General features: G+C 42.1%; 24 protein-coding genes and 1 other RNA gene. 16 read left to right on the top strand and 9 right to left on the bottom strand.

All coding sequences use genetic code 11. From position 1 onward, the window contains the following. Positions 1-222: 222 nt before the first annotated feature. The 6 genes from nudF to parC all read left to right on the top strand — a co-directional run bounded on the left by nudF (position 223) and on the right by parC (position 7,165). Positions 223-834 carry an ADP-ribose diphosphatase gene (gene nudF, locus AACW90_RS06795; protein WP_390232572.1) on the top strand — a complete coding sequence of 204 codons (612 nt, stop codon included), beginning with the start codon at positions 223-225 and terminating at the stop codon, positions 832-834. Then, positions 822-1,259, top strand: coding sequence for a DUF1249 family protein (locus tag AACW90_RS06790; protein ID WP_195704331.1), 438 nt, complete (start codon positions 822-824; stop codon positions 1,257-1,259). The genes nudF and AACW90_RS06790 overlap by 13 nt, the downstream gene beginning before the upstream one ends. A 121-nt stretch (positions 1,260-1,380) precedes the next feature. Continuing rightward, complete coding sequence (cpdA, locus tag AACW90_RS06785) at positions 1,381-2,196, top strand: 3',5'-cyclic-AMP phosphodiesterase (RefSeq protein ID WP_390232568.1); 816 nt, start codon at positions 1,381-1,383, stop codon at positions 2,194-2,196. After that, complete coding sequence (yqiA, locus tag AACW90_RS06780) at positions 2,193-2,777, top strand: esterase YqiA (RefSeq protein WP_390232566.1); 585 nt, start codon at positions 2,193-2,195, stop codon at positions 2,775-2,777. Before cpdA ends, yqiA begins: the two co-directional genes overlap by 4 nt. Before the next feature lie 223 nt (positions 2,778-3,000). Continuing rightward, on the top strand, positions 3,001-4,881 hold the full coding sequence (parE, locus tag AACW90_RS06775) for a DNA topoisomerase IV subunit B (RefSeq protein WP_390232563.1): 1,881 nt from the start codon (positions 3,001-3,003) through the stop codon (positions 4,879-4,881). Between the two features lie 4 nt (positions 4,882-4,885). Continuing rightward, positions 4,886-7,165 carry a DNA topoisomerase IV subunit A gene (parC, locus tag AACW90_RS06770; RefSeq protein ID WP_390232560.1) on the top strand — a complete coding sequence of 760 codons (2,280 nt, stop codon included), beginning with the start codon at positions 4,886-4,888 and terminating at the stop codon, positions 7,163-7,165. 106 nt (positions 7,166-7,271) lie between these two features. On the opposite strand, the gene degS is transcribed toward parC, so the two are convergent. From degS to zapG, 3 genes are all read right to left on the bottom strand, one after another. Then, the gene (gene degS / locus AACW90_RS06765) at positions 7,272-8,339 is read right to left on the bottom strand and encodes an outer membrane-stress sensor serine endopeptidase DegS (protein ID WP_390232557.1); all 1,068 of its coding nucleotides are present in this window, start codon (positions 8,337-8,339) and stop codon (positions 7,272-7,274) included. A 147-nt stretch (positions 8,340-8,486) separates the two neighbouring features. Next, a complete protein-coding gene (locus AACW90_RS06760) occupies positions 8,487-9,854 on the bottom strand; it encodes a DegQ family serine endoprotease (protein ID WP_390232553.1) in 1,368 nt (455 codons plus the stop codon). A gap of 99 nt (positions 9,855-9,953) precedes the next feature. Next, positions 9,954-10,385, bottom strand: a complete 432-nt coding sequence (gene zapG / locus AACW90_RS06755) for a Z-ring associated protein ZapG (RefSeq protein WP_390232550.1) — start codon at positions 10,383-10,385, stop codon at positions 9,954-9,956. 157 nt (positions 10,386-10,542) lie between these two features. Here zapG and zapE point away from each other — a divergent pair, with 157 nt between their 5' ends. From zapE to sspB, 8 genes are all read left to right on the top strand, one after another. Beyond that, a complete protein-coding gene (zapE, locus tag AACW90_RS06750) occupies positions 10,543-11,646 on the top strand; it encodes a cell division protein ZapE (protein WP_390232547.1) in 1,104 nt (367 codons plus the stop codon). Positions 11,647-11,873: 227 nt separating this feature from the next. Beyond that, a complete protein-coding gene (rplM, locus tag AACW90_RS06745) occupies positions 11,874-12,302 on the top strand; it encodes a 50S ribosomal protein L13 (RefSeq protein WP_390232544.1) in 429 nt (142 codons plus the stop codon). A 15-nt stretch (positions 12,303-12,317) separates the two neighbouring features. Next, positions 12,318-12,710 (top strand): 30S ribosomal protein S9, encoded by a 393-nt coding sequence (gene rpsI / locus AACW90_RS06740; protein ID WP_195704320.1) that lies wholly within the window; start codon positions 12,318-12,320, stop codon positions 12,708-12,710. Between the two features lie 566 nt (positions 12,711-13,276). Continuing rightward, positions 13,277-13,870, top strand: a complete 594-nt coding sequence (gene petA, locus AACW90_RS06735; protein ID WP_195705127.1) for a ubiquinol-cytochrome c reductase iron-sulfur subunit — start codon at positions 13,277-13,279, stop codon at positions 13,868-13,870. Beyond that, on the top strand, positions 13,870-15,135 hold the full coding sequence (locus AACW90_RS06730) for a cytochrome b (protein ID WP_390232540.1): 1,266 nt from the start codon (positions 13,870-13,872) through the stop codon (positions 15,133-15,135). The genes petA and AACW90_RS06730 overlap by 1 nt, the downstream gene beginning before the upstream one ends. After that, positions 15,132-15,869 carry a cytochrome c1 gene (locus tag AACW90_RS06725; RefSeq protein WP_275134794.1) on the top strand — a complete coding sequence of 246 codons (738 nt, stop codon included), beginning with the start codon at positions 15,132-15,134 and terminating at the stop codon, positions 15,867-15,869. Before AACW90_RS06730 ends, AACW90_RS06725 begins: the two co-directional genes overlap by 4 nt. Before the next feature lie 87 nt (positions 15,870-15,956). Continuing rightward, positions 15,957-16,592, top strand: a complete 636-nt coding sequence (gene sspA / locus AACW90_RS06720; protein WP_195704317.1) for a stringent starvation protein SspA — start codon at positions 15,957-15,959, stop codon at positions 16,590-16,592. Positions 16,593-16,627: 35 nt separating this feature from the next. Beyond that, a complete protein-coding gene (gene sspB, locus AACW90_RS06715; protein WP_195704316.1) occupies positions 16,628-17,110 on the top strand; it encodes a ClpXP protease specificity-enhancing factor in 483 nt (160 codons plus the stop codon). A 73-nt stretch (positions 17,111-17,183) separates the two neighbouring features. On the opposite strand, the gene AACW90_RS06710 is transcribed toward sspB, so the two are convergent. Genes AACW90_RS06710 through AACW90_RS06695 form a run of 4 tightly spaced genes read right to left on the bottom strand, consistent with a single transcriptional unit; the run spans position 17,184 to position 20,657 of the window. Beyond that, positions 17,184-17,885, bottom strand: coding sequence for a BON domain-containing protein (locus tag AACW90_RS06710; RefSeq protein WP_390232535.1), 702 nt, complete (start codon positions 17,883-17,885; stop codon positions 17,184-17,186). 4 nt (positions 17,886-17,889) lie between these two features. Next, positions 17,890-18,480 (bottom strand): phosphoheptose isomerase, encoded by a 591-nt coding sequence (locus AACW90_RS06705; RefSeq protein ID WP_195704314.1) that lies wholly within the window; start codon positions 18,478-18,480, stop codon positions 17,890-17,892. A 7-nt stretch (positions 18,481-18,487) separates the two neighbouring features. Then, positions 18,488-18,856 carry a YraN family protein gene (locus AACW90_RS06700; RefSeq protein WP_390232531.1) on the bottom strand — a complete coding sequence of 123 codons (369 nt, stop codon included), beginning with the start codon at positions 18,854-18,856 and terminating at the stop codon, positions 18,488-18,490. Further along, a complete protein-coding gene (locus tag AACW90_RS06695; RefSeq protein WP_390232528.1) occupies positions 18,843-20,657 on the bottom strand; it encodes a penicillin-binding protein activator in 1,815 nt (604 codons plus the stop codon). The genes AACW90_RS06700 and AACW90_RS06695 overlap by 14 nt, the downstream gene beginning before the upstream one ends. 63 nt (positions 20,658-20,720) lie before the next feature. Between AACW90_RS06695 and rsmI the strand changes: the two genes are divergently transcribed. Both rsmI and rnpB read left to right on the top strand, forming a co-directional pair. Next, complete coding sequence (rsmI, locus tag AACW90_RS06690; RefSeq protein ID WP_390232524.1) at positions 20,721-21,587, top strand: 16S rRNA (cytidine(1402)-2'-O)-methyltransferase; 867 nt, start codon at positions 20,721-20,723, stop codon at positions 21,585-21,587. Between the two features lie 83 nt (positions 21,588-21,670). Next, positions 21,671-22,080: RNase P RNA component class A (gene rnpB, locus AACW90_RS06685), an RNA gene on the top strand. 100 nt (positions 22,081-22,180) lie between these two features. On the opposite strand, the gene AACW90_RS06680 is transcribed toward rnpB, so the two are convergent. Further along, on the bottom strand, positions 22,181-23,461 hold the full coding sequence (locus AACW90_RS06680) for an LssY C-terminal domain-containing protein (RefSeq protein ID WP_390232520.1): 1,281 nt from the start codon (positions 23,459-23,461) through the stop codon (positions 22,181-22,183). 15 nt (positions 23,462-23,476) lie between these two features. After that, positions 23,477-24,208: a glycosyltransferase gene (locus tag AACW90_RS06675; protein ID WP_390232517.1), complete on the bottom strand. Its 732-nt coding sequence runs from the start codon at positions 24,206-24,208 to the stop codon at positions 23,477-23,479. Between the last annotated feature and the right edge of the window lie 44 nt (positions 24,209-24,252).

Here is a 24,252-nt window from a genome sequence, read left to right as displayed (position 1 = left end):
CCTTAATTAAGGATCGATTCTTCAAGAGTTTAACCTATGTTGAAGGTATTTTGTTCTAATCTTTATGCTTTTTTACAACTTATTGTACGCTCGTGCAATAAAATTCTGACAAATTCAAAAACTATTTAAATTTTACTAAAAAAGTTGAGTCATATCATTGGCACTAAAGTTACTCTATGATTAAATTACTGTGCATAATGAATTTATGGAACCGACTACTTTATGAAGCCACAATTTACTTCTAAAGATGTAAAAATTATTTCTAAAGAAACCTTATTTCAAGGTTTTTTTCAAATGGTTAAGTATACATTTAAGCACAAGTTGTTTGATGGTGGTTGGAGTCAGCCCGTTGAACGCGAATTATTTGAGCGCGGTCATGCTGCGGCTATGTTGCCTTATGATCCTATTAGAGATGAAGTTGTACTCATTGAACAGATTCGAGTCGGTGCATTGGAGCATGAAAGCCCATGGCAATTAGAGATTGTTGCTGGGATAATGGATGCCGATGAAAAGACAGAAGAACTTGTTCGCCGCGAAGCGATGGAAGAGGCAGGGTTAGAGGTGAAAAATATTGCCTCGGTTGCGAGCTATTACCCTTCCGCTGGTGGATGCTCGGAAAAGCTGGATGTATTTGTCGGTCAGGTGAGTTCTCTGGGTGCTGGAGGTGTATATGGCCTCGAATACGAAAATGAAGATATCCGGGCATTGGTCATGAACAGAAGCGATGCCTATGCATTAATAGCCGAAGGCAAAATTGAAAATGGTGCCTCGATCGTGGCCTTACAATGGCTAGAACTTAATCACGAGAAACTTAGAATCGAATGGCTACCGTAATCTCAGGGAAACCTTATCATGTAGACTTAGCTGGGTTGATGAGAGTTTACGAAACAAATTATGCTAAGTTGAACGCTCTGTTGCCAAATCAACCGAGTGTCGGTGATGTGCGATCCTACCAAGTGGCTCAGATGATCTACCAATTAGAAGTCATTGAATTAACCAAGTATACTACCTTGATTGATGTTAGCCAGTGTGATCAACAGCCCATTTTTCCATTGCCGAAGATGACAGTAAGGCTATATCACGATGCTAGAGTTGCGGAAGTGTGTGCAAGTGAACAGATTTCTAGAGTGCAAGCTCGTTATGATTACCCAAATTTAAAAATGATGCAAAAAGATGAGAAGTTTCAGTTAAATCAATTTTTAAGCGATTGGCTATCTTTTTGTTTAAAACATGGCATAAGCCGCGTTCCTCTTTTTTAGTGTTAAGTTTGTCGCGGTTTTGCACACGAAATAGAGGCAATAAAAAGCGTTTTAATTCATAATCATAAATAATTAACAAGAATAAAGTTTAATTCAAAGGAAAGAAGTTAGGTTTACTATTTTGAAGATATCAGCAACCTTAAATAACAGCATGAAACTTTTGCAGGTTACTGATACCCATCTGTTTTCTGAAGCAGACGGGTGTTTGTTAGGTGTGAATACTCTTGACAGTTTTCATGCGGTTATTGAGGAAATAAAGACGCAAGATATTGAGTTTGACGCGGTACTGGTGACAGGCGACATTTCTCAGGATCATTCAATTCGTTCATATCAACGGTTCGAACAAGGTATTACTTATCTAGGTAAGCCTTGCTTTTGGTTGCCTGGTAATCACGATTATAAGTTGAGCATGGACAGTATTATTCCTTCCGCTCAAGTTCATGCCGATACTCATGTGCTTGCTGGTGAGCATTGGCAAGTTGTTTTGCTTGATAGCCAAGTTGAAGGTGTTCCCCATGGTCGACTCTCAGATTTACAGCTAAAATATCTAGACGAGAAACTGACCAATAATGCACATTTGCATACATTAATACTGATTCACCATCACCCTGTTTTTGTCGGTAGTGAGTGGATAGATCAACATTCGCTACATGATGCAGATATGTTGTGGGCCGTTGTGTCTAAACATAATAATGTTAAAGCGATATTGGGTGGACACGTGCATCAAGATTTTAATCAGTTAGTCTCTGGTGTTCGAGTAATGACGACGCCTTCAACCTGTGTACAGTTCAAACCAAATTCTAAAGATTTTTTACTGGATACCCTTACTCCAGGGTGGAGAACATTAGAGTTGTTCGATGATGGCTCGTTAGAAACGAAGGTTGGACGGCTGCGAAATGGTCAATTTATTCCAGATTTCAGTGCAGGAGGATATTGATGAAACCTTCATTATTGCTATATATCCATGGCTTTAATAGTTCTCCTCAATCGCTGAAAGCAAATGTTATAAAACAGTATTGCGAGGTTAATCGACCAGATATAAAAGTCGTTACGCCTCAAATGCCTTGTTTCCCTGAACAGGCTAAACAACGGTTGTTAGAACTCATTGGACGATACAAAGACGAATACCGCATTGGTTTGGTTGGCAGCTCTCTTGGTGGGTATATGTCCACCTGGTTGAATAGTCTTTATGGTTTTCCCGCCGTTGTTGTAAACCCTGCAGTAAGGCCCTATGAACTATTGCAAGACTATTTAGGCGAACAGACTAACCCGTATACAAACGAGACATATGTACTGCAAGAAAAGCATGTTGAGCAACTAAGAGAATTAGATGTGTTAACACTTGCGAAACCAGAAAAATTTTGGTTACTTCAACAAGAAGATGATGAAGTTTTAGATTTTCGTCAGGCGGTAGAGAAATTTTCTGGCTCCAAGCAAACAGTAGAAAAAGGTGGCGATCATAGTTTCGTTGGCTTTGACCGATATCCAGAACAAATAATTGCATTTTTAGAGCTCTAATTACCTATATTCATGCGGGAAATGTCATAAAATTTCTAACCCGTGAGCAATGCGCTTGACAACGGAGCCCTTGTTCCAGACTATGTTCCCTTGTATTTACTCTGCGTGAACCCAACGTTTTTATATCTAAAACACCGTTAGTAGCGGGTTGTTACGAATTGAATTCAAAACGTGGTGTTTTCACGACAAAGTACCCCTAAACTTATAAGACTATTTCTGTATTATGACTGAACAATATAATGCTGGGGCCATTGAAGTTCTTAATGGCCTAGAGCCGGTACGTCGCCGACCAGGGATGTATACAGATACCGTGCGCCCTAACCACTTAGGTCAGGAAGTTATCGATAATAGTGTCGATGAGGCGCTGGCTGGCCATGCATCCAAAGTGCAAGTTATTCTTCATGCTGACCAATCATTAGAAGTTATTGATGATGGGCGAGGCATGCCTGTGGACATTCACCCTGAAGAGAAAATATCTGGCGTAGAGTTGATATTTTGTAAGCTTCACGCAGGTGGTAAGTTTTCTAACAAAAGTTATCAATTCTCCGGTGGTTTACACGGTGTTGGTATCTCGGTTGTTAATGCACTCTCTAAGCGAGTGGATGTTACCGTTAGACGTGATGGTCAGGTGTACGAAATTGCCTTCGAACATGGTGATAAGGTATCTGATCTAGCGGTTACTGGGACGTGTGGTCGTCGAAATAGTGGTACTAGTGTGCATTTTTGGCCTGAACCAAAATATTTTGATTCTAGTAATTTTTCTGCCACTCGACTTATTAATAATCTTCGTGCTAAGGCAGTACTTTGTCCCGGGCTAGAGATTGAATTTACAGATAAAATTAGCGGCAACGTACATCAATGGCTGTATGAAGATGGTCTTAAAGATTACCTTGTTGAAGGTGTTAAAGGCTATACCTTACTACCTGAATTACCGCTTACTGGTGAATTTAAAGCAGAAACAGAAGGGGCGAGTTGGGCTTTAATCTGGCAACCTGAAGGCGGCGACCTCATCACAGAAAGTTATGTGAACCTGATACCAACGCCTCTTGGTGGTACTCATGTAAACGGATTACGCCAAGGGCTGTTGGATGCAATGCGTGAATTTTGTGAATTCCGTAACCTGCTTCCACGTGGCGTAAAGTTAACCGGTGATGATGTTTTTGACCGCTGTTCATATGTGTTATCAATAAAAATGCAGGACCCTCAATTTGCAGGGCAAACAAAAGAGCGTTTATCGTCTCGTCAATGTGCTGCTTTTGTATCTGGTGTAGTTAAAGACTCCTTTAGTTTATGGCTCAATGAGCGCCCTCAATTAGCTGAATTAATGGCTGAAATGTGCATCTCGAATGCGCATCGACGTATGCGTGCCAGCAAAAAAGTGGTACGTAAAAAAGTGGCTTCAGGCCCTGCTTTACCGGGCAAACTTACCGATTGTTCAGTACAAGATTTAAGTCGTACCGAGATATTTTTTGTGGAAGGGGACTCAGCTGGTGGTTCAGCAAAGCAGGCGAGAGATCGTGAGTTCCAAGCTATTATGCCGCTTCGAGGCAAAATATTGAATACGTGGGAAGTCTCAGCAGATCAGGTTTTAGCGTCTCAAGAGGTTCACGATATTTCTGTAGCGTTGGGTATAGACCCGGATACGGATAGCCTTGAAACGTTGCGCTATGGCAAGGTATGTATCTTAGCGGATGCGGATTCCGATGGACTTCATATTGCAACGTTGCTTTGTGCCTTGTTTACTCGTCATTTTAGGTCCTTAGTTGCTCACGGCCACGTTTATGTTGCCATGCCTCCACTGTTTCGAATTGACTGTGGTAAAGAGGTTTTCTACGCACTTGATGAGCAAGAAAAAGAGGGCATTTTAGAGCGATTAAGTAAGAAAAAAGCGAAGATAAACGTGCAACGATTTAAAGGTTTGGGTGAGATGAACCCGCTGCAACTTCGTGAAACTACAATGGATCCTAATACTCGTCGTCTGGTGCAACTTACCATTGACGATGATGATCTTACCAACGAAATGTTAGACATGTTACTAGGTAAAAAGAGAGCGGATGACCGCCGTACTTGGTTGCAAAGCAACGGCGATTTAGCAGAGGTTTAGAACGATGTCCAATGAAATAACCTATGAAGGCATTGAGCAAATGCCGATGCGCAAGTTTACGGAAGATGCGTATCTGAATTATTCTATGTACGTGATTATGGATCGGGCATTGCCTTATATTGGTGATGGATTAAAACCGGTTCAAAGACGTATTATTTTTGCTATGTCCGAGTTAGGGCTATCTGCTTCCGCCAAATATAAAAAATCAGCTCGTACTGTAGGTGATGTACTCGGTAAGTATCACCCTCACGGGGACTCAGCGTGTTACGAAGCAATGGTATTGATGGCGCAACCCTTTACTTACCGATATCCATTAGTTGATGGGCAGGGTAACTGGGGGGCACCGGATGATCCAAAATCCTTTGCGGCGATGCGTTATACCGAGTCAAAATTATCTAAATTCGCAGAAGTTTTATTAGGTGAGCTAGGTCAAGGGACCGTGGAGTGGCAGCCAAACTTTGATGGCACAATGAAAGAACCATTAATGTTGCCTGCTCGATTACCACATATTTTGCTTAATGGTATCACTGGTATTGCCGTGGGGATGGCGACAGATATTCCGCCTCATAACGTTCGTGAAGTAGCCAATGCGGCTATACACATATTAGAAAACCCAAAAGCTGAATTGCCAGAAATAATGGATTACGTAAAAGGACCTGATTACCCGACAGAAGCGGAAATCATCTCTCCTAGTAGCGATATTCAAAAAATATATAAGACAGGCCGTGGTAGCATTAAGATGCGCGCGGTTTGGCATAAAGAAGCGTCCGATGTTGTCATTACAGCTTTGCCTCATCAAGTTTCTGGTTCCAAACTGTTGGAACAAATAGCGGCTCAAATGCGAGCCAAAAAATTGCCAATGGTGGATGATCTTAGAGATGAGTCTGACCATGAAAATCCGACACGAATCGTCATTGTACCTCGCTCAAATCGAGTTGATTGTGATCAACTGATGAACCACCTTTTCGCCTCAACAGATCTAGAAAAAAACTTCCGAGTAAACTTGAATATGATTGGCTTAGACAATCGTCCACAAGTTAAAGGGTTAGTGCAGATACTGTCTGAATGGATAGAGTTTCGTCGTTTAACAGTGCGTCGCAGGTTGCAATATCGTTTGGACAAAATTCTTGCTCGACTGCACATCCTAGAAGGTTTGTTGGTTGCCTATCTAAACCTTGATGAAGTGATAGATATCATTCGTACTGAAGACCACCCTAAAGTGGTCTTGATGGAACGTTTTTCCATCACGGAGATTCAAGCCGACGCTATTTTAGATATAAAACTTCGTAATCTCGCTAAGCTAGAAGAGATGAAGATACGTGGTGAGCAATCCGAACTAGAAAAAGAGCGCGACAAGTTACAACTGTTACTCGGTTCTGAGCGACGTATGAACACTCTGCTTAAAAAAGAGATTCAAGCGGACGCAGAAAAGTACGGTGATGACAGACGTTCTCCGTTGATTGAGCGTGCTGAAGCTAAAGCATTAACAGAAAGAGATCTTGTACCTAGTGAACCTATTACGGTGGTTCTTTCTGACAAAGGTTGGATACGACATGCGAAAGGCCATGATGTTGATGCCTCGAATTTGAACTATAAATCGGGCGATAGTTATCTTGCACAAGCATGTGGTAAAAGTAGTCAACAGGCGGTATTTTTAGGCTCAGATGGTCGTAGTTATTCGTTGGAATCACATTCGTTACCATCGGCTAGAAGTCAAGGTGAACCAATTACAGGGCGTTTGAATGTCGCTGAAGGGACATCTATCCGTCAGGTTATTATGGGTGAAAACGAACAGCTTTGGCTCGTTGGTTCCGATGCTGGATATGGCTTTGTTTGTAAAGGCGCCGATCTACTTTCTAAGAATCGCAGTGGTAAGGCATTGGTTAGTCTGCCGACAAATTCTGAGGTGTTGACGCCTAAACCTGTGAATAACCTTGATGAAGATGACATATTGGCAATAACCAACCAAGGTAGAATGTTGATCTTCCCAATCAAAGATCTACCTCAGTTGGGCAAAGGTAAAGGTAACAAGATAATCAATATTCCTGCGGCGAAAGCGAAAGTACGAGAAGAGATTGTTTCTCATTTAATCGCTTTGCCTCAGGGGGCAAAAGTTACGCTTCATGCTGGGAAACGTAAATTGGGTCTGAAACCTGCCGATCTTGAAAACTTCAAGGGGGAAAGGGGACGCAGAGGTAACTTGTTGCCAAGAGGCCTTCAACGGGTGACCAATATCGAAATTGAAATAGGGCCAACAGTAGAAACGCCTAGCCTTGAAGAATAACCCTTAAGCAACAGATGAATATTAAAAAAGCCCAACTCGACGAGTTGGGCTTTTTGTTGGTGTCTTTTAATGAAGATAACGATGACGACGCATAGGTATTACACCTTTATTCTGGGTCGGTTGACTCGCCAACTATAATCGGAACAGAGAGTGTTTCGCCATCTCTAAGGATGGTCACATTAACGGTGGTTCCTGGTCGAAGATCGGCCACGATGTCCATTACACTTTGACGACCATGGATGGTTTGTTCATTGATACTCAGAAGAACATCGTTCTTCAATAAACCTGCATCTGCCGCCGGACCTTCGGGGGCGATGCCTAAGATTATAATGGCCCCAACGTAATCGCCACCTAGTAACCGTGATGTCATCGTATTAACATCCTGGCCATCAGCACCGATGTAACCTCGAATAACTCGTCCATCAGCTATAATTTTTTGCATGATACGATCTGCCAAGGCGTAAGGGATTGCAAAGGAGATTCCGTAGGTTTCTAGGTCGGTTGCCTGTTGGAACGATGCGGTATTAATACCAACTAACTCACCATAGGTATTAACTAAAGCACCACCAGAATTACCTTGGTTGATTGCGGCATCGGTTTGAATGAAGGCTTGTCTACCATCGGCGCTGATAGAAGAACGTCCAGTCGCTGAGATAATACCGAAGGTGGTCGTTTGACCCAAATTATAAGGGTTACCTATCGCCAATACGATATCACCTACATGTGCGTCATAGTCTGAATTGAGTGGTATTGTTGGTAACTCTGTCATTTCAATACGCAATATGGCGATATCGGTACGACGGTCTTTGCCAACAAGTTGCGCGTTCGCTATTCGGCCATCTTGCAGTGCGACGATAATCTGATCGGCTTTTGCTATCACGTGGAAGTTAGTAATGATGTAGCCTTTGTCGCTAACAATAACACCCGACCCAAGGCCTTGAGTTTTTAATGTAGAGCGATCTTCCGCCGTGTATTTTCGGCTATAGATATTGACGACAGCAGGTGCCGCTCGGAGAACTGCATCACTGAATGAAACTCGAAGCTCTTGAAAAGCACCAACGTTATCAACAATATTTTTTGGAATAATATTCGATCTTAGCGAGGGTACGGCGAGTAAAACAATCAACGCAGTTACTAAGCCTAAACCAACAGAACGTAACAAAAAATTCAGCATGTATCCCCTAATGCTGTAAAAGCAAAACCACGATATTTAAGTATAGGTACGATAACTCGTAAAAGATAAGGATACAGATAGGTGTTTGTAAAAGAAAGGGAAGATTACAAAGCAACCTTCCCATTAGGATTGATGACGAGTACTTCGTTATCGAACGACTAAGTATATGGTACGGTCGCCACGTTGAACGTTGAGTGCGAGTACGTTTGGTTTTTTCTCTAATACAGTTCTTAATTCACCAAGGTTGTGCACTCGTTGACGGTTTACACCAACAATGATATCACCCAGTTGAAGTTGGAACACCTCTGCAGAAGACCCTTTCTCAACCGAACTTACTTTTATGCCTTCAACCGTGTCATCTGTCGTTGTGTTAGCAAGTTCAGCACCTTTAAGACCGTCGTGTAAAGTTTCTGCCTTGGTTTTGCTATCAGAGGCTTCTCCGAGCGTTACGTCGAATTTTTTCTCTTTACCGTCGCGAATAACGCTAAGGGTAATCTCTTTTCCTGCCCCAAGCGTAGCAACTTTCGCTCTAAGCCCACTAAAGGTTTTAATTTCTTTGCCATTGATTTTGACAATGATATCTCCGGCTTCTAAACCCGCTTTGTCGGCGGCACTATCCGGAACAACCTGGCTAATAAATGCGCCTTTGCTCGCCTCATAACCCAGTGCTTCAGCTAACTCTGACGTTACTTCCCCACCTTGAACGCCCAACATGCCGCGTTTAACCTCTCCAAACTCTAGAATTTGATCCGTGAGATTAATAACCATATTGGAAGGAATCGCAAAGCCGATACCTATATTGCCACCATTAGGACCTAAAATGGCCGTATTGATACCGATAAGCTCGCCACGTAGGTTAACCAATGCACCACCAGAATTACCGCTGTTAATTGCGGCGTCCGTTTGAATGAAGTTTTCGAAATTTTCAATGTTCAATCCGCTTCTACCAAGAGCCGATACGATACCTGATGTAACGGTTTGACCGAGGCCAAACGGGTTACCTATCGCGACACTAAAATCACCAACTCGAAGTTTATCTGAATCGGCAACCTTGATCTGCGTGAGGTTTTTGGTTGATTCTAGCTTTAGTAGTGCGATATCGGACATCTGGTCACCACCGACAAGTTCGGCGTCATACTCTCTACCGTCATGCAATTTGACTTTAATTTCGTCAGCGCCATTAATGACATGGTAATTGGTTACGATATAACCTTTTTTTGCGTCAACAATGACACCTGAGCCTAATCCTCTAAACGGACGCTCTTGAAGTTGCTCTGACGGGAAGTCGGGGCCGAAGAAAAACCGAAAAGATTCCGGTAGTTGCTGCTTCGACGTCTGTTTTCCTTCCACAGCAATACTAACAACGGCCGGAGTAACATGTTCTAACATTGGAGCAAGACTCGGTAATTGTTCATTCCCTACACTGAGGGGAAGTGCTGCAAAAGCAGGTGCTGGGGTGATGACAGTGTTTAAACTTAGAGCCAATACACTTAAGGCAAGCATAGATTTTTTCATCGTTTACTCCTCTTTATTGTTATGGAGTTTATGACTCAAAAACTTGACTCTAGTTCAAATTAAACACGAAATAAAATTACCGTGAAGAGTAGACGACGTTTAATTAGACGCTTTGACTGCCTCTGGTGCCTCAATTATTTCTTTCTTCTCTGGTGTCAGTAACCCCGTTGCACCCTTAGCGTAATCTTTAGGTTGTATATTGGTCTCTTGTTCTGACTCCGATACAGTTTGGGTGAGCTTATTGGCAAAAGGTTGGTCTTGCTCAGGTACGTTAGCCAGCAATTCCGAAGATGTATTCGCCATATGCTGATACAACTTGGTGTAATCTTTTCCTAATACATCAAGTAGTTCAGCTGTTTGTGAAAAATGGTCAGTCAGTTCTTGTCGTTGCTGTTCCAGTTCGAACTTGGTTGTCGCGAGCTCCTTTTTCATGTGTTGATGTTTTTTGTACTGAGGGGTTTTGATTCGCGAAATGACAATACCCAAAATCGCCCCTACGAGAAGGCCTACAAGTCCGTAAATCCAAGGCATAACAGCTCCTTTCTAAATAGTCGGGGATAACATATTGTTTACATACGAATTACGCACGCTTATTTCTCATGTTACTATGAGTATGCGATTGGATAAAGAAGATACGTAATAGAATAGGGTTTTGTATAACAAGTAATAGTTTTAGGTAGTGAAGTAGATGACGCCAATAGAGAAGTATAGAAAGGATATTGAAGAGTTCGGTTTTCAAAAAGATGCTGCGCAAAGCAACGCAGTACAACAGCTCGACCAACTTTTTCATCTTTATAAAGATTACTTGGAAAGCCCAAAACCGCAATTGAGCAGGCTACAACGTTTAATCGGAAAAAAGAACGAACCGTCAACACTGCCGCAAGGTATTTATATGTGGGGAGGCGTAGGTCGAGGAAAAACCTATTTGATGGATACTTTTTGCGAGACAATGTCAGACTCTAGGGTAATGAGGGTGCATTTTCATCGTTTTATGCTACGTGTCCACGATGAGATGAAAAATCTATCTGAAATATCGGATCCACTTGAGAAGGTTGCGGATATATTTAAATCGGACACCGATATTATCTGTTTCGATGAGTTTTTTGTTTCAGATATTACTGATGCGATGATTTTAGGGACACTATTTCAGGCGTTGTTTAAAAGAGGGGTTGTTTTAGTGGCGACCTCTAATATCCCACCTCAAGATTTGTACCGAAATGGATTGCAACGAGCTCGCTTCTTACCTGCAATTGATTTGATTGAAAAACATTGTCAAATTGTGAACGTTGATAGTGGTGTGGATTATCGATTAAGAACCTTAGAGCAGGCGGAGATCTACCATTATCCTCTTGATGATGCGGCTGAGAATAATCTGAATAGATATTATGGGCAGTTGACAACCGACTGCAAAAATACCCTTTTTGAAATTGAAATTAATCATAGGAATATCCCGGTCAGGCGAGCTTGTGATGGTGTGCTTTTCGTTACGTTTGAGCAGTTGTGTCAGACAAGTCGAAGTCAGAATGATTATATTGAGATGTCACGTATTTATCACACCGTGTTGTTGTCCGGTATGGTTCCAATGAATGCTCAACTTGATGATGCCGCGAGACGATTTATCGCGTTAGTGGATGAGTTTTATGAAAGAAACGTCAAACTGATAATCTCTGCTGAGGTAGATATGGATAATCTCTACTCTTCAGGCCAACTGGCGTTCGAATTTAGACGTTGTTTATCTCGTTTAGTTGAGATGCAAAGCCATGATTATTTGGCTAAAGAACATTTAGCTTAAAAGGCAGTTAAGATTGTTCTGTGCTTTTTTTGATGTTTAGTCACAAAAAAGATGATTTTTCCCTCACACTTCTCTATAATCCTGCGACCCACCGTTACTGCAGGTCTATTTTTTCCAAAATATGGCCGAGAGTGCCAACACTCGAAGGGGTGATGATATGGGCTCTTAGACAGTGGGAGTATAACTACTCCTTGTGTGTAATATTTAATTAACGGGTTATTATTAGCATGAAAACTTTCGTTGCTAAACCAGCTACAGTAAAACGTGACTGGTATGTTGTAGACGCTGAAGGTAAAACTCTTGGTCGTCTTGCAAGTGAAATTGCGTCTCGCCTTCGTGGCAAGCATAAAGCTGAATACACACCTCACGTAGATACTGGTGATTACATCATCGTTATCAACGCTGAGAAAGTTACCGTAACTGGTAACAAAGCTAAAGGTAAAGTGTATTACCGTCACTCTGAGTTCCCTGGTGGTCTAAAATCAATTACTTTCGAAAAATTGATTGATAAGAAACCAGAGATGGTTCTTGAACTTGCTGTTAAAGGTATGTTGCCACGTGGTCCTCTTGGCCGTGCTATGTACCGTAAGCTAAAAGTTTACGCTGGTACTGAGCATAACCATATTGCTCAACAACCAACAGTATTAGACATCTAATCGGGGATTATGACAATGGCAGAGAATCAATACTACGGCACTGGTCGTCGCAAAAGCTCAGCTGCTCGCGTTTTCATTAAACCAGGCAGTGGTAACATCGTAATCAACAAGCGTAGCCTTGATGTTTACTTTGGTCGTGAAACTTCTCGTATGGTTGTTCGTCAACCACTTGAGTTAGTTGATATGTTAGAAAAACTGGATCTTTACATCACTGTTAAAGGTGGTGGTATTTCTGGTCAAGCTGGCGCGATCCGTCACGGCATTACTCGTGCTCTTATGGAGCTCGATGAAACATTACGTCCTACTCTACGCGCTGCGGGTTATGTTACTCGTGATGCACGTAAAGTTGAGCGTAAGAAAGTCGGTCTACGTAAAGCACGTCGTCGCCCACAGTTCTCAAAGCGTTAATCTTCCTTCGGGATATTACGTCAGGCTTCGGCCGAATTGTGGCACCAAAAGCTCGGTTTTATACCGAGCTTTTTTGTATCAAAAATTCAGTTATTTCGTACGAAATATTCGTTTAAAACGTTATTGGTCCAATATTTAAAGGTCAATTCAATAACCTTGACAAAGGATAAACGACCTATTTCAATCACGCACTTTTCATTCTTCTCGGCGTTAAGTTTGTGTGTGATAACTCCCGATGACTTCATAATTGTGCCGTGATAATGACAAAACATTCGGCATTGAAGTGTCAACTTTGATTCATTTAGGGGAATAATACCCACTATTGAAAGCTCAGGTTAAATAGAACAACTGTGAGACAAAACACTAACGTGATATTAATTCATAGCTAGATCTTGAATCTATTCAGTTTTTTGTGAACCAATGAGCGAATTTTTGTTATAAATGTTAACAAAAGGTGTAAATTTACTTATCATGCACCGTTATAAATACAATAATTTTAATTTCTGTTAGCCATGCCCTACTCAAAGCATAATGATAAAGTTGGGCAAATGGGAGATATGCTGGATATGAGCAATGCGCCTTTAAACAGTGGACGTAGGCGCTTCTTAACTGCAACAACAGCTGTTGTTGGTGGTTTGGGAGCTGCAGCCGTAGCTGTTCCTTTTATTAAATCTTGGAACCCAAGTGAAAAAGCGAAAGCAGCGGGTGCGCCCGTTGAAGTCGACATAAGTAAACTCGAAGAAGGTCAAATGGTCCGCGTCGAATGGCGTGGTAAGCCTGTTTGGGTCGTTCGTCGAGCTGAATCCGTTGTGTCTGCATTGAAAGATGCTGACAGTCAACTTAGTGATCCTTCTTCAAACGAAGAGCAACAACCTTCTTATGCTCAGAATGAGTATCGCTCAATTAAGCCTGAGTATTTCATAGCGGTTGGAATATGTACCCACCTTGGTTGTTCACCAACCTATTTACCTGACAGTTTTAGTGAGCAAGTTCAAGGGGTGAGTTCTGGATTTTTCTGCCCATGTCACGGCTCTAAGTTTGATATGGCTGGACGAGTATTCCAAGGTGTACCTGCACCCTATAATTTGGTTATTCCAAAGCATATGTATTTGACGGATACCAGAATTATTATCGGTGTTGATGAAGAGGGAGAAGCCTAATGCAAGGATTAGCTGAATGGTTTGAAAAGCGTCTGCCTTCAATAAATGCGTATAAAAAGCATTTGTCAGAATATCCGATGCCGAAAAACTTTAACTTCTGGTACTTATTTGGTTCATTAGCCATGCTCGTGCTGGTTAACCAACTTGTTACCGGTATATGGTTAACAATGAGCTACGAACCATCAGGTGATGGTGCGTTCGCTTCTGTAGAATACATCATGCGTGATGTCGACTACGGATGGTTGCTGCGTTATATGCACTCTACCGGTGCCTCAGCGTTCTTTATTGTTATTTATCTGCATATGTTCCGCGGACTTATCTATGGTTCATACCAAAAGCCACGTGAATTAGTGTGGATCTTCGGTATGTTAATCTTCCTTGTGCTGATGGCAGAAGCCTTTATGGGATACTTACTCCCTTGGGGACAAATGTCTTATTGGGGAGCGCAGGTCATTATTTCCCTATTTGGCGCGATACCTATTATAGGTGATGATTTAACATTGTGGATTCGCGGAGATTATGTGATCTCTGGGGTAACATTGAATCGTTTCTTTGCACTTCACGTTGTTGCACTACCGATTGTTCTTCTTCTCTTGATTGTATTGCATCTCTTAGCACTACACGAAGTAGGTTCAAATAATCCAGATGGCATTGAAACGAAATTGCCTAAAGGAACCATGGGCGACGATTACGAAAGTTCATTTAAATTCCATGAGTATTACACAAAGAAATACGACATTATCGATTCCATTCCATTCCATCCTTATGGGACAGTAAAAGACTTTATTGGTATTGCTGGGTTCTTATTCCTGTTTTGTTATGTGTTGTTCTTTAACCCTGAAATGGGCGGCTATTTCCTTGAGCCACCTAACTTTGAGGCAGCGAACCCACTTAAAACACCAGAGCATATTGCTCCAGTATGGTATTTCACACCATTCTACGCGATTCTTCGTGCTGTACCTGACAAGCTATTAGGTGTTGTCGCAATGGGTGGCGCTATTATTGTGTTGTTCTTGCTACCATGGTTAGACCGTTGCAAGGTGCGTTCATATCGCTATCGTAGTAAGTTCCACTTATTTAACATCGCTCAATTCACGGTGAGCTTCATAGCCCTTGGTGTCTTAGGTGCGTTGCCTGTTACAGATTTGTATACGTTCTTGGCTCGCTTATTCTCATTAGGATATTTCATGTTCTTTGTATTACTGTTCATTTACAGTAAACGTGAAGCAACGAAACCATTACCAGAAAGGGTGACATTCAAATGAAGAAGTGGATTGTAGTACTTTTTGCATTGTTACCATCTTTGGCTCTAGCGAGCGGTGGCAGTGTTCATTTAGATAAAGCAAATAACGATATTAGCGATAAAGCGTCTCTACAAAATGGCGCCAAGTTATTTATGAATTACTGTTTTGGGTGTCACTCAACACAATATCAACGTTATCAACGTGTTGCTACAGATCTAGATATTCCATTGGATTTGATGAAACAAAATATGGTGTTTGATCCTGAAGCGAAAATAGGTCAGTTAATGGAGAATGCCATTCCTGATGATTCAGCGGCTAAATGGTTTGGTGCTCCACCTCCAGACCTATCACTTGTTGCTCGTGTGCGTGGTGCGGATTGGTTGTATACCTACTTACGTTCGTTTTATGCCGATCCATCTCGTCCGTTTGGCGTGAACAATATTGTTTTTCCAAGCGTAGGTATGCCACATGTACTTGAAGAGCTTCAAGGGATCCCAACAGCAATAGTTGAGACGCATAGCATTGATGGTGTCGAGAAAACATCTGTTGTTGGAGTCGAGACAGATGGCAGCGGTGAAATGAGTACAAGTGAATATGATAGCGCTGTACGCGACATCGTAAATTTCCTTGAATATTCAGGTGACCCAGTGAAGTTAGAGCGTGAAGCTCTAGGTTGGTGGGTGATGGGATTCCTTGTTCTGTTTACCATTGTCGTGGTTCTACTTAAGAAAGAGTATTGGCGCGACGTGCACTAATTGTGCTATCATACCGTGCTAATTTTCATGTAATGGAGACAATAGTCTCCATTCTTTTTTCTGTTTGTAAGTGTACTGGAGTTCTCGATGGCTGTAGCTGCCAATAAACGTTCTGTAATGACTCTTTTTTCAAGCGCATCTGACCTTTATAGTCATCAGGTTCGTATCGTTTTAGCTGAAAAAGGGGTAAGTGTTGAAGTCGAATTGGTTGATGATGCCAATTTGCCTAATGAACTCATTGAGCTTAACCCGTATAAGTCAGTACCAACTCTAATTGATCGCGAGTTAGCACTTTATGACTCGAAGATCATTATGGAATATCTAGACGAACGCTTTCCTCACCCACCGCTGATGCCTGTGTATCCAGTGGCGCGTGGTAATAGCCGTCTAATGATTTACCGTATTGAGCGTAATTGGTATTCATTAGCGAAGAAAATCGTTGCTGGTAGCCCTGAGCAAGCGGAATCTGCTCGTCAGAAGTTACGTAATGATCTACTGACTCTTGGACCTGTTTTTGCTGAATATGAATACTTCATGAGTGAAGAATTTAGCCTTATTGATTGCTATTTGGCTCCTTTATTGTGGCGTCTACCAACCTACGGTATCGAGTTAACTGGTCCTGGTTCTAAAGAGCTTAAAATATACATGAGTCGTGTATTTGAACGTGATTCATTTTTGGCTTCTTTAACGGAAGCTGAACGCGAGATGCGTTTGGTTCAATAGTAAAGGCTGATTCGAAATATATGGATAGCAGCAATATGACTCCTCGGCGCCCTTATATGTTAAGGGCGTTTTATGAGTGGTTAGTTGATAATGATTTGACCCCTCATTTAGTTGTAGAGGCCGATCTCCCAGGTGTACGTGTACCAGACCAGTTTGTTCAAGATGGTCAGATTATATTGAATGTGGCGCCGCGAGCCGTTGGTAATTTAGAAATGAGTAACGAAGCGGTTACCTTCAGTGCTAGATTTGGTGGTAAACCTCATTCTGTTATCGTCCCTTTATATGCGGTTCAAGCTATCTACGCCAGAGAAAATGGCGCGGGTACTATGTTTGAACCTGAAGATGCATATACAGGAGCTATCGAAGAGGGCATTGTTGACGAACCTTTTGAGATTGAAGAAAGTGGACCAATAATCGGCCTAGCTGAATCTTTTGATGGAGATAACGAACCTGATAATGACCCTGATAATGATCCGCCTACACCTAAAAAGCGACCAAGCTTGAGAGTTGTTAAATAATTAAAAAGCCGTTTCATATGAAACGGCTTTTTTGACTCTGGTGTATCTATTATCCTAAGCAAGTCAGTATCGATTACTCTTCGGTTGGTTCGATAAAAGGTACGTCCTCTTCAAATACTGCAGTATCAACCTGAGATTCGCTAACATCAACCACCTCTGCTTTGATCTCCTGTTGCTGTTCTTTCTGAACGTCTTTAGCATCAGGCTCTTCGCCATAATAGAATGCTCGTACAACCTTACTTACCCCTGAAATATTTCTAGCAATATCAACTGCTTTATCAGCATGATACGGGGATATAGAGCCTGTTAAGAAGACTTCAGTATCCTCTGTGTAAACGGTGATTTTTATTTCTCTTAGTTCGCTGTCAGCGATAATAGCTGACTTGACCTTAGTGGTTATCCACGTATCGTTACTTATCGCACCGATGGAAAGTAAAGGTTTAACTTTCATCTGGTTGTAGACAACTTTAACGCCTTTGATTTTACGAACGTCTGCTTCAATAGAGTTCATTAACTCTTGAGATACCGCTTGTCCCATCAGAAGCACTTTGCCTTTAAATGTATTTGCGGTGATACGGATGTTAAATTGATATGGTGCTTTGTTGCCAAGAGCGCCGACTTGCAAAGAGATATTTTGATCCGTTGCCAATTCACGGCTGTCTCTCGGATCAGTGACGACATATACCGCTGTTGCTGCCCCTGCAATAAATAAACCTGCGCAACCAGAAAGTAGAATAGTGATGAGTGGAACCAGCAAAAAACGCATTTTCTTCATGTTGTTATTCCTCGTGAGCAGGGAAAAGTACTTGGTCAATCAAATCACACAGGCAGTGGAGTGTCACCATATGTACTTCATGAATACGTGCAGTTCTATGTGAGGGAATGCGAATTTCCACATCATGCTCACCAAGTAAACCTGCCATTTCGCCACCATCCTTTCCTGTCAGCGCAATGATCGTCATATCGCGTGTGACTGCTGCTTCCATCGCTTTAACTATATTTTGACTGTTACCGCTGGTGGATATAGCCAACAATAAGTCACCAGCTTGTCCAAAGGCTCTAACTTGATTGGAAAAAATTTGTTGGTAGTCATAATCATTTGCGACAGCCGTTAAGGTCGTATTATCTGCGGTAAGAGCCATTGCAGGTAAGCTTGGTCTTTCTGTTTCAAAGCGATTGACCATGCAGGAAACGAATTGCTGGGCATTGGCTGCAGAACCGCCATTACCGCAACAAAGTATTTTATTGCCGTTGAGTAGGCTAGTAACCATGGCCTGCGCGGCATGAGTGATCGCATCTGGTAACGCCTCAGCAGCGGCGATTTGGATCTGAATACTCTCGGTAAAACTTGCTTTGATACTTTCTTGCATGGTTATGTTAATCCTGCGTTATAGCGTTCTTTATCCAATTAATGTCTGTTCCATCTTGATGAATAGCAACAACATCAAATCTAAAACTAGTTGAATGAGATGAGCGATTTTGGCGACTTAACCACACGTAAGCAGTCTTAATGAGTTTAAGGCGCTTAGAGTGGTTGACGAACTCAGCAGCGTCGCCAAATTTGTTATGTTTCCGGTATTTCACCTCAACAAAGACGATTGTGTCTTTGTCTCGCATTATTAGGTCAATTTCGCCAAATTTGGTGGTGAAATTATGTTCTATTAAATTTAAGCCTTGGCGACTCAAGTATTGATTCGCCAAGGCCTCATACTTGTTCCCGATCTCTCTTTTATTAAAGAGCGTCATGCTCCGCCCAACTGATCTCTCGTTGTACGACGCATTGTTCATCTATGCTTAGTGTACCTGTTTTACCTTGTACTTTGTGATCTTGTACTACCTTCATTTGAGGCAATTCATTGATCAGTTTATAAGCGTCCATTCCTAGTGCCTGTAAACGCTTTTGACCGTTGCTTTGATTTGGCCACAGTTCATCAATTTGTGATATTAGTGTCGTATTATTCTCTATCAGCATAGGAATATCACTGAAGATAACACCGGATAGGTCTTCGAACTGTCGCTTTCCATGGTTATTGCTTCTAGAATTTGCAAATAGCTTAGGAGGCTTGGCTTCTGGGTTAATCGCAACCTCAATAAATGGTTTGATGAGGGTAAGTTCCGAACTATTTGCGACAATATACACAGAATCGATGTCTCTTCGACTTCTCGCTTGATGTTCCAACTCCATGCCTGTTAAGTTTTCCATTTGCACGATTCGGCTTTGACTTGCATTAATACCAAAAACGGAATTTATGTTTTTTTGCAATTGAGCTTTAGTGCCAAAGTAGCTTACTACGGCTAGGTTGTTGCTGTATTTCTTCCATTCATTTTGAAACGCGGTTGCTACGCGAGTCCCTAAAGTGCCTTTAGGTGCCAAGATCAACGGGTATTGAAAGCCTTGAGCAAAGAGATGCTTTGCTGCTTGCTCTACTTCTTGTTCGGGAGACAATGTTAAGTAGCAAGTGTTTAACGTCGTATCTAACTCATCAGGAATATTCAGGGCCAGCATAGGGGTTTTTTGTTCACGAAGAGCTTGGGTTTCTGTCACTTCTTCTATTTTTTTCTTCATCAGAGGGCCAACGATGAAATCAATATTCTTATTGTCCAAAGTTTGAGCTAACGCTTCGTTTGTTACTTTATTTGTATCAATGACCGTAAGAATAGCATCGTCTGCTCTATTTGAATCATTCATTAGTGCCATCAAAAAGCCGTCGCGTACTAACTTAGCTTGTTTTTCATATTTGCCAGATAAAGGTAACAATAAAGCCGTGCTTTTAGGTTGAATGATTTCAAGATCAAGTATGATTTGAACATCCGTTGGTATATAAAGAGCGGCTGAATGATCTGGATTTTCAAGCATCCAAGTCTCTAGCGCATTTTTAAGCTGACCAACATCTGTGTCGAGTGTTTTCATATAAACGGTGAGCTGTAACCATGCTGCTAAGTCTTGTTCGTCTTCCTGTGCAGACAGCCTACTGATTTCAAACTGAGAGTATTGAGAAAGATTTCGCCATACTTGCTCGGAAATCGCAGCTTGTTCTGCTGGTTCTACATACTTGCCAAGTAGGATAGTTTCGCGACTGGCATTAATATAGTCTTGAAGTTGGGAAAACAATTGAGCGCGTGTAGCGTGGTAATCTTTCCACTGCTCTTGAGGGAGTGACCACCATTGAGTGAAGTTAAGCTGCTGTAACGCTTCGTCTGGTTGGTTCATTAATATAAAGTGGTTGGCTCTAGCAAGTTGCCACTCAGCCTGTTGTACTTCGGATAACTGCTGTTTTTCAAGTCTAGTTATTAAGAAGCCGGCTTGTTCTGTGTTCCCTTCTGCTAACGCTGCTTTCAATGCCATAATTAGCCAGTCGTTTTGAATGCTGCCTTGGATAGAGTCCGCCTTGACGATATAAGCTTGAGCCGACAGCGTAGGATCTAAGGTAATATCAATCTTTTCCGGTGCGTTTGGTTGAGAAGAACACGCTGCAAGGACAATTGCTAGTGCAATTGGAGTTACAAGGCGTGGTACACTGATTCGTTGCTGGTTCTTTCTAGCCATAAGTTATTATTCAACTATGTGTAAAATTATCTCTATATTAATCGCTGAAGTGATGGTAAACAAATGACAGATAACAAAACTTTCCCGTCAGAGATCCCAACTCTCTACATTGTACCCACCCCAATTGGAAATTTGGGAGATATAACTCAGCGTGCTATTGAGGTCTTGTCCCGTGTGGATGTTATTGCCGTGGAAGATACTCGACATACAGGCAGGTTACTTTCCCATTTTAACATCCCAACGAAGACCTATGCCCTACATGATCATAACGAACAACAAAAAGCGCAAGTATTAGTTGATAGATTATTGCAAGGACAGTCAATTGCGCTTGTTTCTGACGCGGGTACACCTCTAATAAGTGACCCAGGGTATCATTTAGTCAATAAATGTCGTCAAGCTGGTGTAAAAGTTGTTCCTCTACCAGGGGCTTGTGCTTTTGTGACGGCGTTAAGTGCATCAGGTTTGCCTTCTGATAGATTCAGTTTTGAAGGATTTCTTCCCGCAAAAAGTAAAGGTCGTCAAGACAAGTTCAGGGAAATAGAGCGGGCTGAGCGAACCTGCATTTTTTATGAATCACCTCACCGTATAATGGATTCCCTCCAAGATATGCTTACGGTATTAGGACCAAAACGCATAGTGGTATTGGCCCGTGAACTGACGAAAACCTTTGAAACAATTCAGGGAATGCCTTTAGGGGATCTTATACCGTGGATCGAAGAAGATGATAATCGTAAGAGAGGTGAGATGGTTCTGCTTATCCATGGTTATCGAGAAGATGTTAAAGATGAAATTCCTGCGGAAGCATTGCGATTGTTGACATTACTCGTGGCTGAACTGCCTTTGAAGAAGGCCGCAGCTATCGTGGCTGAGACCCATGGATTGAAGAAAAATATACTGTACAAATGGGGTTTAGAGAATTTCAGTTCATAATTTGGATTCTAAAATTCACTCGATTAAGAATTTGCTGTGCTATAAGCTCGACATCTCTAGTGGCTTCCGCTACAATCCGCGCCGGAGTTGACTGGGTAGTCGCCGCTTCGTTGATGTCCTACGGTTTATCCTGTGGAGACTGACGAAGGGGAGGAAAGTCCGGGCTCCATAGAGCAGGGTGCCAGGTAACGCCTGGGGGGCGCAAGCCCACGACAAGTGCAGCAGAGAGAAAACCGCCGATGGCTTTTCTTTTCGAAAGAAGAGACGAGCACAGGTAAGGGTGAAAGGGTGCGGTAAGAGCGCACCGTGCGTCTGGCAACAGTTCGTAGCAAGGTAAACTCCACCCGGAGCAAGACCAAATAGGCTTCCACATAGCGCGGCTCGTGTTAGGGAGCGGGTAGGTTGCTTGAGCCAGTGAGTGATTGCTGGCCTAGACGAATGGCTATCACCGCGCAAGCGGATACAGAACCCGGCTTACAGGTCGACTCCAACCATTTGTATTCACGAGGCCTCGCAGTTAATGCGAGGTCTTTGTGAAACAATCCCAATTGATACCTACTTTCTCATGTTGTCTAATTTAATCATTCAAAAAATCACGAATTAGTATTTGAAAACTTGTCTGTAATAATCACGACTCGGCCATCCGAATAGTAATCATGTTGTTCGTCAAGAACCGTTGCCGCTATTGGCTTGATATAATCCGCACCCCATCGCTCCGAGACTTGACGTATTCGCATTGCAATGGCGTCGCGCTCCTGATCAACATTCGGTTCTATTTTATGTAACACCGTGATGATTCCAGAGTAAGGCGTGATTTTTAATCCGTTGTCATAGCTAGCCGCTCCAACCCATATGGTTCGATTCGTTTTACTTTCGATGCCAGCAAACCACCATCGAATATGGTTGCGCTTCATTAAATCACCAGGTAACTGAAAAGCCATGAGTTGTGGTGAACCTTGCCAAAACAGGTCTGATACAGGTGGCGTTTGGGCTTTAAGCAGTTCGAGGTAATCCGTCCATTCGATTTCATTTCGTGAGAAAGTTTTGTTTTCTATCCAACCCAACGATAGCATCATTGGTTTTGGGGAGGACCCTATGTAGACCATATTGATGGCTTGAGCATTAAAGTATGAAGATTTCCCTGGATAAGCTTTGTAGTCAAACTTGATTAATTCAATTTTTTCTGATGGGCCAATGACTTTTTTTGATTGATTTAAATCATCCGATAACCAAAAAAAGTGACTGTAATTTGTAAACAGTAATGCTGCGGAAAAAATGGAAAATGACTTGATAGCCAAATATCGCCATTTTCTTTTATAACCGAAGTATAGAGTACCAATGAACAACATTAATGCGAGTATGCTGTATTTATGTTCAGCAATAAATATTTGTACGTCTTGTAGTATAGATAACTTCTCTAACCCATACGCTGCAAGGTAACCCCAAAGGACAAATTGTCCAACACCCAACAATAAACCAATCATTGAAAATAATGTAAAACGTGGCCAAGTTATTCTGTTGCTCCCAGCCATAAATGGTACGACCCAAGCGATAGGTCCAAGCAAGCGAGCAAATGCCAATATGACATTCCCTTTTTTATACATCAAGCGTCGACAGCGGGCAAAAGCACGACGAGTCTTAGGAACGCATCGTATTAGTTTTTTTTGAACGGGCGCACCTACTTGATGACCAATAAAAAAACTAATCTGGTCGCCAATAAAGCCTCCGAGTAAAACAGCGATCACGCCTGACCAAATTCCTTGATGAAGTTGATAGCCCGCTGCCAACATGAAAGGCTCACCGGGCACAAGTAAATTGGGTCCAATTACCGCATCGAGTAATGCGCCAATAAACAGGGTTGTTCCTTCAAGCATTGTACTGTCCTGACGTTATACACTTTCTTTGTAATGGCCGAATTTGTATTCCATTTCATTATTACGCATTTCGCCAAAGAAAAAGCGACGTAGGTTGGCTTTCAAATAGGTTAAGCCCGTTTTGAAAGCACCATCTTGATCCAGTCTACGGGGGTCAAAATGAAAGGTTAAAGGTAGAAGGCGATAACGCCATGTTTGGCTAGCTTTTTTTACGTACTCACAATCCTCACAGAGTGTAATTTGCTCATCAAACCCTCCGATCTCTTGATGTACGCGTTTTGTCGCGAAAAGGCATGCCCCTACCGCTGTCGGGAAAAAAAACTGCGTGATGAATAAACCAAAATTAAAGCAGTAGTAGCCTAGTTTATATATCATTGGTAGGTTCTTGGCACCCATATAGAATCCTGCTACCTCCAATTTTTTGGTTTCTAGCTGATACAATGTGCGGCTTAAAAAATCGGGTGGTAGCCTTACGTCTGCGTCCAAAAAAAGCAATCGATTGTGCTTCGCTATTGATGCACCAGTATTCCTACCAAGGCTCACACCTCTGGTTTCCATCTTGTGGATGGTAAGGTCGGGTAGGCTTTCTTCGTATGAACTGGCGATTTCTCTGGTTGTATCATCACTGTTTGAGTCGACCAAAATAACTTCGAAATCTTGATGACATTGCTTGCCAAGGTCTTCTAATAAATGACCAATTCGTTTTTCTTCATTAAGTGTAATGACGACGATGCTGATTGAGCTCATTGTTAACTCCATAGGTATTAATTAATGACTATGGAAACAAAGGT

The organism is Vibrio frigidus (genome assembly GCF_042465995.1).
Classification (GTDB): domain Bacteria; phylum Pseudomonadota; class Gammaproteobacteria; order Enterobacterales; family Vibrionaceae; genus Vibrio.
The sequence above is the reverse complement of the archived record's forward strand: the minus strand, read 5'-3'. Positions and strand labels throughout refer to the sequence as shown.

Coding starts and splice junctions, on each gene's coding strand:
- AACW90_RS06680 (WP_390232520.1), bottom strand. CDS start 23,461: ATGCTTGAAGGAACAACCCTGTTTATTGGCGCATTACTCGATGCGGTA.
- zapE (WP_390232547.1), top strand. CDS start 10,543: ATGACGCCAATAGAGAAGTATAGAAAGGATATTGAAGAGTTCGGTTTT.
- zapG (WP_390232550.1), bottom strand. CDS start 10,385: ATGCCTTGGATTTACGGACTTGTAGGCCTTCTCGTAGGGGCGATTTTG.
- AACW90_RS06705 (WP_195704314.1), bottom strand. CDS start 18,480: ATGCAAGAAAGTATCAAAGCAAGTTTTACCGAGAGTATTCAGATCCAA.
- AACW90_RS06675 (WP_390232517.1), bottom strand. CDS start 24,208: ATGAGCTCAATCAGCATCGTCGTCATTACACTTAATGAAGAAAAACGA.
- AACW90_RS06695 (WP_390232528.1), bottom strand. CDS start 20,657: ATGGCTAGAAAGAACCAGCAACGAATCAGTGTACCACGCCTTGTAACT.
- nudF (WP_390232572.1), top strand. CDS start 223: ATGAAGCCACAATTTACTTCTAAAGATGTAAAAATTATTTCTAAAGAA.
- AACW90_RS06760 (WP_390232553.1), bottom strand. CDS start 9,854: ATGAAAAAATCTATGCTTGCCTTAAGTGTATTGGCTCTAAGTTTAAAC.
- rsmI (WP_390232524.1), top strand. CDS start 20,721: ATGACAGATAACAAAACTTTCCCGTCAGAGATCCCAACTCTCTACATT.
- AACW90_RS06710 (WP_390232535.1), bottom strand. CDS start 17,885: ATGAAGAAAATGCGTTTTTTGCTGGTTCCACTCATCACTATTCTACTT.
- rpsI (WP_195704320.1), top strand. CDS start 12,318: ATGGCAGAGAATCAATACTACGGCACTGGTCGTCGCAAAAGCTCAGCT.
- petA (WP_195705127.1), top strand. CDS start 13,277: ATGAGCAATGCGCCTTTAAACAGTGGACGTAGGCGCTTCTTAACTGCA.
- AACW90_RS06700 (WP_390232531.1), bottom strand. CDS start 18,856: ATGACGCTCTTTAATAAAAGAGAGATCGGGAACAAGTATGAGGCCTTG.
- sspB (WP_195704316.1), top strand. CDS start 16,628: ATGACTCCTCGGCGCCCTTATATGTTAAGGGCGTTTTATGAGTGGTTA.
- degS (WP_390232557.1), bottom strand. CDS start 8,339: ATGCTGAATTTTTTGTTACGTTCTGTTGGTTTAGGCTTAGTAACTGCG.
- parE (WP_390232563.1), top strand. CDS start 3,001: ATGACTGAACAATATAATGCTGGGGCCATTGAAGTTCTTAATGGCCTA.
- AACW90_RS06790 (WP_195704331.1), top strand. CDS start 822: ATGGCTACCGTAATCTCAGGGAAACCTTATCATGTAGACTTAGCTGGG.
- parC (WP_390232560.1), top strand. CDS start 4,886: ATGTCCAATGAAATAACCTATGAAGGCATTGAGCAAATGCCGATGCGC.
- AACW90_RS06730 (WP_390232540.1), top strand. CDS start 13,870: ATGCAAGGATTAGCTGAATGGTTTGAAAAGCGTCTGCCTTCAATAAAT.
- sspA (WP_195704317.1), top strand. CDS start 15,957: ATGGCTGTAGCTGCCAATAAACGTTCTGTAATGACTCTTTTTTCAAGC.
- rplM (WP_390232544.1), top strand. CDS start 11,874: ATGAAAACTTTCGTTGCTAAACCAGCTACAGTAAAACGTGACTGGTAT.
- AACW90_RS06725 (WP_275134794.1), top strand. CDS start 15,132: ATGAAGAAGTGGATTGTAGTACTTTTTGCATTGTTACCATCTTTGGCT.